Source organism: Paenibacillus chitinolyticus NBRC 15660 (genome assembly GCF_000739915.1).
Lineage (GTDB): Bacteria > Bacillota > Bacilli > Paenibacillales > NBRC-103111 > Paenibacillus_F > Paenibacillus_F chitinolyticus.
Genome location: NZ_BBJT01000004.1, coordinates 598,819 through 611,908, shown reverse-complemented (window position 1 = coordinate 611,908; position 13,090 = coordinate 598,819). Strand labels below are relative to the sequence as shown.

At 53.7% G+C, this 13,090-nt stretch carries 12 protein-coding genes; 11 read left to right on the top strand and 1 reads right to left on the bottom strand.

Translation table 11 applies throughout. The features are described 5' to 3' along the window. Positions 1–48: 48 nt before the first annotated feature. From infC to gcvH, 11 genes are all read left to right on the top strand, one after another. Positions 49–549 carry a translation initiation factor IF-3 gene (gene infC / locus PCH01S_RS12725; protein WP_042229784.1) on the top strand — a complete coding sequence of 167 codons (501 nt, stop codon included), beginning with the start codon at positions 49–51 and terminating at the stop codon, positions 547–549. A gap of 60 nt (positions 550–609) precedes the next feature. Continuing rightward, positions 610–810 carry a 50S ribosomal protein L35 gene (gene rpmI, locus PCH01S_RS12720; protein WP_009672104.1) on the top strand — a complete coding sequence of 67 codons (201 nt, stop codon included), beginning with the start codon at positions 610–612 and terminating at the stop codon, positions 808–810. A 44-nt stretch (positions 811–854) separates the two neighbouring features. Further along, positions 855–1,214 carry a 50S ribosomal protein L20 gene (rplT, locus tag PCH01S_RS12715; RefSeq protein ID WP_042229782.1) on the top strand — a complete coding sequence of 120 codons (360 nt, stop codon included), beginning with the start codon at positions 855–857 and terminating at the stop codon, positions 1,212–1,214. A gap of 566 nt (positions 1,215–1,780) precedes the next feature. Then, positions 1,781–3,523, top strand: a complete 1,743-nt coding sequence (gene ilvB / locus PCH01S_RS12710; protein ID WP_042229781.1) for a biosynthetic-type acetolactate synthase large subunit — start codon at positions 1,781–1,783, stop codon at positions 3,521–3,523. 1 nt (position 3,524) lies between these two features. Further along, positions 3,525–4,013 (top strand): acetolactate synthase small subunit, encoded by a 489-nt coding sequence (gene ilvN, locus PCH01S_RS12705; protein ID WP_042229780.1) that lies wholly within the window; start codon positions 3,525–3,527, stop codon positions 4,011–4,013. A 221-nt stretch (positions 4,014–4,234) separates the two neighbouring features. Continuing rightward, complete coding sequence (ilvC, locus tag PCH01S_RS12700) at positions 4,235–5,227, top strand: ketol-acid reductoisomerase (RefSeq protein ID WP_042229779.1); 993 nt, start codon at positions 4,235–4,237, stop codon at positions 5,225–5,227. A 50-nt stretch (positions 5,228–5,277) separates the two neighbouring features. Continuing rightward, the gene (locus PCH01S_RS12695; protein ID WP_042229777.1) at positions 5,278–6,825 is read left to right on the top strand and encodes a 2-isopropylmalate synthase; all 1,548 of its coding nucleotides are present in this window, start codon (positions 5,278–5,280) and stop codon (positions 6,823–6,825) included. Positions 6,826–6,892: 67 nt separating this feature from the next. Then, complete coding sequence (locus PCH01S_RS12690) at positions 6,893–8,098, top strand: aminotransferase-like domain-containing protein (protein WP_042229776.1); 1,206 nt, start codon at positions 6,893–6,895, stop codon at positions 8,096–8,098. A gap of 308 nt (positions 8,099–8,406) precedes the next feature. Continuing rightward, positions 8,407–9,486 (top strand): 3-isopropylmalate dehydrogenase, encoded by a 1,080-nt coding sequence (gene leuB, locus PCH01S_RS12685; protein WP_042229774.1) that lies wholly within the window; start codon positions 8,407–8,409, stop codon positions 9,484–9,486. A gap of 305 nt (positions 9,487–9,791) precedes the next feature. Beyond that, on the top strand, positions 9,792–10,340 hold the full coding sequence (locus PCH01S_RS12680) for a peroxiredoxin (RefSeq protein ID WP_042229773.1): 549 nt from the start codon (positions 9,792–9,794) through the stop codon (positions 10,338–10,340). Between the two features lie 93 nt (positions 10,341–10,433). Further along, positions 10,434–10,820, top strand: coding sequence for a glycine cleavage system protein GcvH (gene gcvH / locus PCH01S_RS12675; RefSeq protein ID WP_042229772.1), 387 nt, complete (start codon positions 10,434–10,436; stop codon positions 10,818–10,820). Between the two features lie 303 nt (positions 10,821–11,123). On the opposite strand, the gene PCH01S_RS12670 is transcribed toward gcvH, so the two are convergent. Then, positions 11,124–13,088 (bottom strand): glycoside hydrolase family 15 protein, encoded by a 1,965-nt coding sequence (locus tag PCH01S_RS12670; protein WP_042229771.1) that lies wholly within the window; start codon positions 13,086–13,088, stop codon positions 11,124–11,126. Between the last annotated feature and the right edge of the window lie 2 nt (positions 13,089–13,090).

Genomic DNA, 13,090 nt, shown 5'->3' with positions numbered 1-13,090 from the left:
CAAGCTTGGAAACAATGGTTGGAGGTGGAGAATATTAGTAAAGATCACATGGTTAACGATGAGATTCGCGCGAAAGAAGTCCGTTTGATCGGGCCCGACAGCGAACAGCTCGGCATTAAACCGATTCGTGAAGCGCTCCAAATGGCGATTGACGCCAACTTGGATCTGGTGAACGTAGCGCCAACGGCTAAACCGCCGGTATGCCGCATCATGGACTATGGGAAATACCGTTACGAAATGCAGAAGAAAGAAAAAGAAGCCCGCAAGAATCAGAAAATCGTGGACATCAAAGAAATTCGCCTGAGCGCTACGATCGACGAGCATGATTTCCAAACGAAGCTGCGCAATGCGGTTAAATTTTTGAACGACGGTGACAAAGTGAAAGCTTCCGTCCGTTTCCGCGGCCGTGAGATTGCTCACGCCGAGAACGGAAGAAAAGTACTGCAGCGTCTTGCAGCCGAAACCGAGGAGATCTCCAGCATGGAGCGTGCTCCTAAGCTCGAAGGACGCAGCATGATCATGATCTTGACACCGAAAGTAACAACCTAAAATTTCTGGGCGCGTGTAAACGCGCCCTGCCTATGAATTTTATTTGAGGAGGACTTCCAGATGCCTAAGATGAAAACCCACAGCAGCTTGAAAGGCCGTTTTAAAATTACCGGTACCGGTAAAGTGAAAAGATACAAAGCTTACAGAAACCACCTGCTCAGCGGCAAATCCGGCCGTCAAAAGCGCGTACTCGCTACAAACCCGGTTATGGCTCCTGGCGATGTTAGACGCCTGAAGCAAGGTCTTGCACAAATTAAGTAATCACTTCGTTTCCATTACCCAAAATCGTTTAGGAGGTCATCATTATGGCAAGAGTCAAGGGCGGATTCACATCCCGTCGTCGTCATAAAAAAGTTCTGAAACTCGCAAAAGGTTATTTCGGTTCCAAACACCGTCTGTTTAAAACAGCTAATGAGCAGGTAATGAAATCCCTGTTTTACGCATACCGTGACCGTCGTACGAAAAAACGCGATTTCCGCAGACTGTGGATCGTGCGTATTAACGCGGCTGCTCGCGTAAACGGACTTAGCTACAGCAAACTGATGCATGGTCTGAAACTGGCCGGTATCGAAGTTAACCGTAAAATCCTGGCTGATCTGGCTGTCAACGATGCTAAAGGCTTCGCTGATCTGGCAACGGCTGCCAAGCAAAAAGTGAACGCCTAAACCGGCGTTTTCCGAATCGTCATGCGTGATAACTGCGTATGGCGATTCTTTTTTTGTCAGAGCTTGTAAATGGGTCTTACAATTATTTTAAAGAAAAGTTGTTGACTATAGAGAGCGGCGTGCATATAATTATCTCTAAATCAATATTCTAAATTGTAAGACTCATCAGAAATCGGCTATGAAGAGGACGAAGTTATAAGGGCCCTTATGCTCAGAGAGCGATCGGAAACGCTGAAACCATCGCCATAATCCCTTTGTACGAGCTCACCTCGGAGCTGTTTTCCTGAAAAGCAAGCGGGCTGGTTAAGCCTTAACGCTTGGTGATTAGGGAGAATCGGAGCGGCACACGTTACCGTGCCAAGTGTGCATTATGTCTGACATAATGTAACCTGTTAAGGTCCTGTGCCGCGAGGCGCACGACAAACTAGGGTGGTACCACGGAAGAATTCAAACCCCTTTCGTCCCGTATGACGCCGGAAATCCGGCGCCGGGAGGATTGGGGTTTTTTGCATGCTGCCATGCGTTGATTTTAAAAAAAATGGAAAAGAAACGAGAGGAGGATTCTCATGAATGTGGGGACAGCCAAAAGGTCTAAAGAGGAATTGATGGAAGCGATGCGCAAGCCGGAACTGATTAACGGTTCGGAAATCTTGCTGCGGAGCCTGGTGCTCGAAGGTGTGGAATGCGTCTTCGGTTATCCCGGAGGCTCGGTACTTTATATTTACGACGCCATGCATGGATTCTCCGATTTTAACCACCTGCTGACGCGGCACGAGCAAGGCGCGATTCACGCGGCGGACGGTTATGCGAGATCGACTGGCAACGTGGGAGTTTGCATCGCGACGTCGGGGCCGGGGGCAACCAACCTGGTAACCGGAATCGCAACGGCGTTCATGGACTCCGTACCGCTCGTTGTCATCACCGGCAACGTGGCGACGACGGCGATTGGTACGGATGCTTTCCAGGAAGCGGATATCACGGGAATCACGATGCCGATTACGAAGCACAGCTACCTGGTACGCGATGTGAACGACCTGCCGCGGATCATTCACGAGGCCTTCTTCATTGCAAATACAGGACGCAAGGGCCCGGTACTGATCGATATTCCGAAGGACGTATCGGCACAGACGGCCATGTTCCATCCGGCAAGCGAAGTTAACATCCGCGGGTACAACCCGACGGTTCATCCGAACAAACTGCAGGTAGAGAAGCTGATCAAGGCGATCGAAGAGGCGGAGCAGCCGCTTATCATCGCCGGCGGCGGAGTCGTTTACTCCAACGCATCCAAAGAACTGCTGGAGTTTATCAACAAGACGCAGATTCCGGTCACGACGACGCTTCTCGGTCTTGGCGGATTCCCAAGCGCTCACGAACTGTGGGTGGGAATGCCGGGCATGCACGGCACGTATACGGCAAACCAGGCGATCCAGAATGCGGATCTGCTGATCTCGATCGGCTCCCGCTTCGACGACCGGGTGACGATGAAGCTGGACGGCTTCGCGCCGAAAGCGAAGAAAATCGCCCACATCGACATCGACCCCGCCGAGATCGGCAAGAACGTGAAGACGGACATTCCGGTTGTCGGAGATATCCGCTCCGTGCTGGAATATGCCAACACGAAAGCGAAGCCGGCTAAATCGGAAAAATGGATCGAACGGCTTCAGGAGAGCAAGCGGAACTTCCCGCTGAAGTATAAAGACTCCGACACGGTGTTGAAGCCTCAGTACGTGATCGAGATGATCAACGAAACGACCAAAGGCGAAGCGATTGTGACCACGGATGTCGGCCAGCACCAAATGTGGGTAGCCCAGTACTATAAATTCCAGCATCCGCGCTCCTGGATCTCCTCGGGCGGCCTGGGCACGATGGGCTTCGGTTTCCCTTCCGCCATCGGAGCGCAAATGGGCAATCCGGATAAGCTGGTCGTCTCGATCAACGGAGACGGCGGCATGCAGATGTGTTCCCAGGAACTTGCCATCTGCGCCATCAACAACATTCCGGTCAAAATCGTTGTCATCAACAATCAGGTGCTCGGCATGGTCCGGCAGTGGCAGGAAATTATTTACGACAATCGCTACAGCCACATCGACCTGGCAGGAAGCCCGGACTTCGTCAAACTGGCGGAGGCATACGGCGTGAAGGGTCTGCGGGCCACGAACAAAGAGGAAGCTCAGAAGGCTTGGCAGGAAGCTCTGGATACTCCGGGGCCGGTTCTAATCGATTTCGTGGTTGCCAAGCACGAGAATGTGTTCCCGATGGTAACGCAAGGCAGCACGATCAGCGAGATGTTGATGGGGGAGGACGACTAATATGATCACGAAACATACCATATCCATTCTGGTTAACAATCAGCCCGGCGTCCTCCAGCGGGTATCCGGCTTGTTCGGCCGCAGAGGATACAACATCGAAAGCATCACTGTGGGAGAGTCCGAAGAAGTCGGACTCTCCCGGATGGTGATCGTCACCGAAGGCGACGACAATACGCTGGAGCAGATTTCTAAGCAGCTGTACAAATTGATCGATGTAATCAAAGTAATCGATCTCAGCAAAAACCCGATGGTCGCCCGGGAGCTCGCTTTGATCAAGGTCAATTCGGAGCCCGCCCAGCGCCCTGAGATTCTCGGCATCGTAGAAACGTTCCGGGCCGCTGTAGTCGATATCGGTCCAAGCTCCCTGATTGTCCAGACAATCGGCGACTCCGAGAAAATCGACGCGATGATTGAACTGCTCCGTCCTTACGGAATACGTGAGCTTTCCAGAACGGGCGTTACGGCGATGATCCGGGGCGCTATCAAGTAAAGCGGCCCTATACCGCCGGACTTTTTAACCTAATACCTTCATTCTTCGTTCTTAACGGAAATCAGAAAAGCCGATTCATCAGCTAAGTCCCCTTGAATGGGACTTTCAGCCCTTAACTCTTTGCTGCTGCAAATCAGTAATTCATTGATGGTTGAAAGCTGAAAGGCCCATTCAATGGGGAAATCATACACGGTTATTTAATTTAAGGAGGATATTATCCAATGGCAGCTACTATGTACTATGAAAAAGACGCAGACTTCGCATCCCTTCAAGGCAAAACGATCGCAATCGTAGGTTACGGTTCCCAAGGTCACGCTCAAGCGCAAAACCTTCGCGATAGCGGACTGAATGTAATCATCGGTCTTCGCCAAGGTAAATCCTGGAACACCGCACAAAACGACGGCTTTGAAGTGTTCACGGTTGAAGAGGCGGCTGCACGCGCAGACGTGATCCAAATCCTTATGCCGGACGAAACGCAAGCACGCGTATACAAAGAAGCGATCGAGCCGAACATGAAAAAAGGCGTAGCGCTCATGTTCTCCCACGGTTTCAACGTTCACTTCGGTCAAATTAAAGCGCCTGCCGACGCAGACGTATTCCTCGTAGCGCCAAAATCCCCGGGCCACATGGTTCGCCGTACGTATGTGGAAGGTTTCGGCGTTCCCGGCCTGATCGCGATCGAGCAGGACGCAACCGGCAACGCGAAGCAAATCGGTCTCGCTTATGCCAAAGGTATCGGCTGTACACGCGCGGGAGTTATCGAAACAACCTTCAAAGAAGAAACCGAAACGGATCTGTTCGGTGAGCAAGCCGTTCTTTGCGGCGGTGCAAGCGAGCTCGTTAAAGCCGGTTTTGAAACACTGGTTGAAGCGGGTTATGCGCCTGAAATGGCTTACTTCGAGTGCCTGCACGAACTGAAGCTGATCGTTGACATGATGTACGAAGGCGGTCTGTCTTCCATGCGCAGCTCCATCTCCAACACGGCAGAGTACGGCGACTATGTAACGGGCCCTCGCATCATCACGGCTGAAACGAAAAAAGCGATGAAAGACGTGCTGACGGATATCCAACAAGGTAAATTCGCACGCGACTTCATCCTTGAGAACCAATCCAACAACGCGTTCATGAACGCGACACGCAGAAACGAAGCCGAGCACCCGCTGGAGCAAGTCGGTTCCCAACTGCGTGAACTGATGCACTGGATCAAGAAGTAAGCGGAGTCCGAATAGATAATCAAAACTCAAGCTTCAGGAGGTGAACGCAAGTGAGAAAAATCTATGTGTTTGATACGACGCTCCGGGACGGAGAACAGTCACCGGGGGTCAATCTCAACATGCAGGAGAAGGTCGAAATTGCGCTTCAGCTTGAGAAGCTGGGCGTTGACCGGATCGAGGCCGGGTTCCCGGCCGCTTCTCCGGGAGATCTGGAAGGAGTCGCTTCCGTCGCCCGCGCCGTGAGAAACGCAACGATTATCGGTCTTTCCCGCTCGCGGGAACAGGATATCGATGCGGCGCGCGAAGCGCTGAGGCACGCTCAGGATCCTTGCCTGCATTTGTTCTTGGCCACTTCGCCGATTCACCGCAAGCATAAGCTGCGGATGGAGAAGCAGCAGGTGCTGGAGACGGCTGAAGCCGCTATCCGCTATGCGAAGAAATATTTCGATAAAATTGAATTTTCCCCCGAAGATGCCGGACGGACCGAGCTCGACTTCCTCTGCGAAGTAACCGAGATGGCGATCCGCGCAGGCGCTACCGTGGTGAATATTCCGGATACGGTCGGATTTCTGAATCCGAGCGAATTCGGAAACATTTTCAAAACGCTTAAAGAAAACGTGCCGGGCATCGAGAAAATCCAGCTCAGCGCCCACTGTCACGATGACCTCGGCATGGCTACGGCCAACGCGCTGGCGGCGGTTCTGAACGGTGCCGATCAAATCGAAGGCACTATCAACGGGATCGGCGAGCGTGCCGGCAATACGTCGATCGAGGAAGTCGCCATGGCGCTGGAAACCCGCCAAGAGTTCTTTCAGGCGAAGACATCCCTGGTGCTTTCCGAAATCTACCGCACAAGCCGTCTCGTCAGCAAATTGACGGGAATGGATGTGCCGGGCAATAAAGCGATCGTCGGCGCCAATGCCTTCGCGCATGAATCGGGTATTCACCAGGATGGCATGCTGAAGGAGAAGACGACGTACGAGATCATGTCTCCGGAGACGATCGGTCTCAAGGAAAGCAAGCTCGTACTCGGCAAGCATTCCGGCCGCCACGCGTTCCGCGAGAAGCTCGTCGATATGGGGTACGACCTCGGCGACGAGCAGGTAAACGCGGCGTTCGCTAAATTCAAGGATCTGGCCGACAAGAAGAAGAACGTGCTGGATGATGACATCCGCGCTCTTCTCGAAGAGAAGCTGGTCAGCACACCGGAAGTATATGTGCTGGATTCTCTGCAGGTATCCTACAGCAACCAAGCCGTTCCGAGCGCTTCGGTGCGTATCCATGCCGAGGAAGGCAAAGTGCTGCAAGAATCGGCAGACGGCAACGGTTCCGTAGATGCCATCTACAACGCAATCGATAAAACGACCGGCGAGGAAGTGGAGCTGGAGGATTACACGATCAAATCGGTTTCCTACGGCAAGGACGCTCTCGGCGAAGTTCATGTCATTTTGGGCCAAAAAGGCGTTTCCGTACAGGGCCGCGGAATTTCCACGGATATTCTGGAGGCAAGTGCCAAAGCCTATATCGATGCCTTGAACCGTCTGATCGAAAAGCGCAAAACACCGACTGCCAAACGCAGCAATGTCACGTTGATTTAATACGCAGCACCTCACTCCCGCCGGGCGCGGAAGTGAGGTGTTTTGTTAACACGAAAGGGGCGGCACCATGAATTATCGGTTCTCAAAAACATTGGGGGCATTTTCCTCCTCCGCTGTACGTGAAATCCTCAAACTTACGCAGGGCAAGTCCATCATCTCTTTTGCGGGGGGCCTTCCGGCGGAGGAATTTTTTCCGGTAGAAGCCGTCAAAGAAGCGATCGGAAGAGTCATGGAGGGCGGAAAGTCCGCTTTGCAGTACGGGCTGACGGAAGGCTACACTCCGCTGCGCCAGAGCATCTGCAACCGCATGGCAACGAAGGGCATGAAGGTTACGCCGGACGATATGCTGCTGACGACGGGCTCCCAGCAGTCGATTGATCTGCTTACTCGCGTCTATATCGACGAAGGCGACGTCATTCTGGTCGAGCGTCCGACCTACCTCGCGGCCATTCAGGTATTCCAGGCGCGCGGCGCCAAAATCGTGTCGGTCCGGAGCGACCGGCACGGGATGGATTTGGAGGATCTCGCCGTCCAAATCAAACAGCACCGGCCGAAGATGGTGTATGTGAATCCGAGCTTCTCCAACCCGGCGGGCCGCGTGTGGAGTCTGGAGCGCCGCAAAGGCCTTCTGGCGGCCTGCCGTCAGAACGATGTGCTCATCCTAGAGGACGATCCTTACGGCGAGCTGAAATTCGGCACGACCGAAATCATGCCGTCTATCTTCTCGCTCGATCAGCATCCGGAGGGAAGCTGCGTCGTGTACACGAGCACGTTCTCCAAAATCGTGGCGCCCGCACTGCGCACCGGCTGGGTCATGGGCGACCGCGCCGTTATCCGCAACATGGCTCAGGCCAAGCAGGCGGCGGATCTGCACTCGAGCACCCTCGATCAGATGACGCTGCACCAACTGATGGAGCAGTTTGATATGGATGCCCATATCGGGCTGATCTCGGTCGAGTACGAGAAGCGGATGCGCACCATGGTACAGGTGCTTCAGGAGAAGAACTGGCCGGGCGTCCACTGGAACGATCCGCAGGGCGGCATGTTCCTGTGGCTGGAGCTTCCGGCGCACATTGACACGCAGGTGCTGCTGGCCGCCGCCGTCCAGCAGGGAGTGGCCTTCGTCCCCGGCGTTTCTTTCTTCGCCGACGAGCCGGAGCGCAACACCATGCGGCTGAATTACACGCACGCGGGAGAAGCGGAGATCAGGCTGGGCCTCGACCGCCTGGATGCCGTTCTGCAGCCTCTGCTGGCGGCTGCGCCGAGGGTGTAATTTTTTGAAGAGTTATAAGAGACCCTGCCGGGTTATGTCTGAACGTTAGAGTCAGATAAAATCGGTGCGGGGTCTTTTTTTTATATCGTTAAGGGGAGCAGGACAGGTGGAAGAGACGATGAGATCATGAAGTGAAAAAAAGAATGAGGTCTCTCAAAAAGATGTTTATAGGTTTTTCCTATGAAACTGATAGCTTTTATATCTTAGTCATCCGTTACCAAATGTGTTAAAACTGAAAGTAGAGATGCAGTAGGGATCGGATTAGCACGGCCCTGTCAGCTACGGACAATCCAAAGGAGTGAACGAACATGTCAGACGTGAAAAAAATCGCCGTCATCGCGGGGGATGGAATCGGCCCGGAAGTCGTTGCGGAAGCGGAGAAAGTTCTCAAGAAAACCGAGGAGCTTTTCGGTCATCGCTTTGAGACGGAGCATGGCTTGTTCGGCGGAATCGCCATCGACGAGAAAGGCACGCCGCTGCCGCAGGAAACGCTGGAACTGTGCCAGCGTGCGGACGCGGTACTGCTCGGAGCCGTAGGCGGTCCGAAGTGGGACAACAATCCGAAGGAGCTTCGTCCGGAAACGGGCCTCCTCGGTATCCGCAAAGCGCTCGGCTTGTTCTCGAACATTCGCCCGGCTGTCGTGTTCGACTGCCTAAAGGACGCGTCCACTCTCAAGCCGGAAGTGCTTGACGGTACGGATCTTATCGTGGTCCGCGAGCTGACAGGAGGCATTTACTTCGGCGAGAAATTCCGCCGCGAGACAGAGAACGGACAAGAAGCGGTCGATACTTGCGCTTACAACGTAAGCGAAGTGGAACGCATCGCACGTCAGGCGTTCGAAATCGCCCGCACCCGCAGCAAGAAACTGGCTTCGGTCGACAAGGCGAATGTGCTGGAGACTTCCCGGTTGTGGAGAGAGACGGTCATCCGCATTTCCGCGGATTACCCGGATGTCGAACTTGAGCACGTGCTTGTCGACAACTGCGCGATGCAGCTTCTGCGCCGTCCTTCCAGCTTCGACGTTATCGTCACCGAGAACATGTTCGGAGACATCCTGAGCGACGAAGCGGCGATGCTGACCGGATCGATCGGCATGCTCTCGTCCGCCTCGCTGGGCGAAGGCAGCTTCGGCCTGTACGAGCCGGTACACGGCTCCGCACCGGATATCGCCGGTCAAGGGATTTCGAACCCGATCGCGACAATCCTCTCGGTAGCGTTGATGTTCCGCCTGACGTTCGGTTACCACGAAGCGGCGGACGCGATCGAGCGTGCCGTGAAGGAAGTGCTTGATGCGGGCCACCGCACGGGCGATATCGCGGTCGATAAGTTGAAAGCGATCGGCACGAAAGAAATGGGCGACCTGATTGTCGCGGCCATCCGTAAATAAAAGAATGCCTGACACCGACACGCAGAAGAGAATTTGCTTTCTGCGTGTTTTCTTTTGTGAAGAAAAGATGTAGGCGGCGGGATGCAAAATGCGCACTATTATAATAGTAGAGATTCGTTTGAAAACTTTGCGTTAGCGAACAAAAATCAAGAAGCGGAAGGCCGGAATGGCAGCAAATGTTCGCACATTGGTCATATTTTTATAATAATTATTATTTAATAGACTCTATAATCTTGACTTTCTTTTGGGCGGATGATACCATTTTATTATTCGACAAGGAATAGATCAAAGGAGGAATTTTTGACATGGCAGAACGTTTGGTAGGCAAACCGGCTCCGGCTTTCACTATGGAAACTGCACTTGGAGACGGAACGGATTTTGGAACAGCGTCTCTTTCCGATTACAAAGGCAAATGGTTGGTACTTTTCTTCTATCCTCTTGATTTCACTTTCGTATGTCCGACTGAAATTACGGCGCTTAGCGAAGCTGCTTCCACTTTCAAGGATCTGAAAACCGAAGTCCTCGGTGTTTCCGTGGACAGCAAGCACTCTCACCGTGCATGGATCAACACCGCTCGTGAGGACAACGGCCTGGGCAAGTTGAACTTCCCGCTGGCGGCTGACCTGACGAAATCCGTAGCTCGCGACTACGGCGTCCTGATCGAAGAAGAAGGCGTAGCTCTGCGCGGCCTGTTCATCATCGATCCGGAAGGCGAACTGAAATACCAAGTCGTTAACCACAACGACGTAGGTCGCAGCGTAGAAGAAACTCTTCGCGTTCTGCAAGCTCTTCAGTCCGGCGGCCTGTGCCCGATGAACTGGAAACCTGGCGACAAAAACCTGTCCGTAAAGTAAGTTGACGGACTGATTATAGGAGCTCCTCGCTTTCCGCTTAACGGCGGCGGGCGGGGAGCTTTTGTTACGATTGCGAACGAAAGGAGGAGCAGGATGGATATCCCGCAGGAACTGTTGTATACCCCGAATCATGAGTGGGTCCGGGTAGACGGAAGCCGGGCTACGATCGGGTTGACGGATTACGCGCAAATGGAGATCGGAATGATTGTGTTTGCAGAGCTTCCGGAGGAAGGGGAGGAGCTGCAGGCCGGCGATTTTCTGGGGATAATGGAGTCCGTTACGGCGGAAACGGATGTGTTTATGCCGTTGTCGGGAACGATTGTATCCACTAACCGGGAGTTGGTTAAGAACTCCCATTATATCAACCGTTTTCCCTATGGCTCGGGATGGCTTATTCAGATTGAGATGAACAAGCCGGAAGAGCTTGAGGCTTTGTGGAGCGCGGAGAAATATGCGGAAGTGTTTGAAGAACGGCTGTAAATGCCCCCGGTCATGAGGTGCCGGTACGGTCTTGGCACCTTTCGTCTTTCCCGTGCCGCGGCTCGGGGCATCCAAGCGTGTACAGCGGCGGGGAAAAAACAGCAGAACTTTCACGCCCTCGGAGGGCGGGAAAAGCCCGTAAAAGCGCCGTAAAGCGTCTGTAATGGCTTTTCGGGTGGAGAGCGGTTTTTTGCCTTTTTTGCAAGGGACAGGGCGGCTGACCGCCTGATAAAGCAGGGAGATGCTGAAAAAACCGCAGGCCGAATTTGAACGGCTTGCGGTTTATTTCGGGAGCAGGCAGGGTTATTTTCCCGCAAGCTGCTCATATTTGCTCAAGTATTTGACGACGGCGAGAACGAAGGTAGCGTGCGACCAGGTGAGAGGGGCGACGGACACGGGATCGCCGTTATACGGATCGAGCTGCTCGGGAAGTATTCCGCTCTCCATTTGATGCTTCACGACCCATTCCAGCGTCTGCCGCGGCGCTTCGAGATCTTCCAGCTTCTTGGCGCATTCGATTTCCCACTCGGCGATCCACAGCGTACAGATGATCCAGGGGTTGCCCGGCACCTGATTCACATCCTGCGACCGCTGGAAATAATAATCGTGATGATAGCGGGCTACGCCGCCGACAGGGGTCTTGATGGACAGGCCGTTCTTGTTGGCCTGCATGGTGCGCACGACGCGATCGTCGTCCGCCGGCAGAACGCCGAACTCGAATATCCCATAGACCGAGCTTTCCAGCGTCATGTCGCGAACCCAAGTTCCGTCCTTTTGATGCAAACCGCGGGCGAAACGGCCTTCTTTCTCATCCCAGAGATGAGTGAGGATGCCGTTTTTGATTTTCTCGGCCGTATGGCGGTAGCGGCTGCTGCGTTCCTCATCGCCAAACAAGTTGCAGAAGTTAGCCGCGGCGATCAGCCCTCCGTAAACCGCGGAAGCGGTGAACGTATAGATACCGTATCGTTCTTCCCACAGATCGTAGCTCGGCTTCGGCAGGTTCAGTTCTTGGTCGATATAAGTGGACATGAAACGTGCGGCCTTGCGGATCAGATCGCGGTAGAGGGACTGTACCAGCTCCAGATTGCCATGCTTCTTGTAGTCCTGCCAGAGAGCGAACAGCACAAGCGCCGTCTCGTCTTCCTGAATCGGCAGCTGCTCGCCGCCGTTGTGTACATACGGATGCCAGCTCGATCCGACGGTTCCGTCCGGGTTGTATTTGTGGTGCAAATACCCCTCGGGAGAAATCACGTTGGCGCAGAAACGGTAAAATGGTTCCATCATCGCCTGATGGCCGGCCATGGACATGGAGTAGGCGACCAGAGCGCCGTCGCGAGGCCACATGTAGCTGTAATGGTCGCGGTTGCTCTGCATGATGTCCGAATCGTTGGCCGCGATAATCGCGCCGTTCACGTCGGTTTGGGTGCGCACAAGGAGCAGGCTCTGCTTGAACAAGCGGATAATTTCTCCGCTCAGATCGCCGAATGACCGCTCCGTCTTGTTGACCCAGCGCTGCCAGTAAATCTGAACGCGGTCGAGCAGCTTGCCGGGATGGCTTTCCTTGACATACTTGTCGAGCTTTTTCACGTCTTCAAGCGTGCGTCCCGCACTCAGCCAGTAGTACAGGGTATGGTCGCCGGAAGGCGGCACATACATCCGGAACGAGATGGTGCTGTCGACCGAGCCCTGCGAGATCGGGTTGCCCATCAGATGGCCGTCTTCGGCGTCGCGCCATGTGCCTTCGGCATTGTAAAAGCGCTTGACTCCGGTTGTGTACTGAAAAATGCCGTCCGTTCCCGTACTTCCGTTGAACATGAAGTATTTGTCTTTTTTATAATGGAAAACGGTGTGATTGGCCGGGTAATAGGCGGCAGTATCGCCGACTTCCGTCTCGTTAATGACGAGATCCTGGTTAAAAAATACCCGTACTTCCTTCACCGCCGAGTGATGGTTGGTGATCTGAATCCGTTTTAGAAAAATATCCTCCCGCTGATGCACGCCGTCTTGAATGCGAAGCGTAACCCCGAGGCCGGGATGCGTCGCCTTCACGTCGGTCACTAAGGAGTCTTCCACATAAGCACGCTGAAACTGCCATTCAGGCGCGTCCAACCACGAAAAAGCACCGTCCACCCAAATTCCGACACGACAATGATACCCGCCGATATGATTCAGCTGCCCTACATACGGATAGTACAAATCCCGCATGTAAGAGTGTTCATCCAGATTGATGAGAAACTTCCCGTTACCGACAACGAAATGTCTGGGCAAAA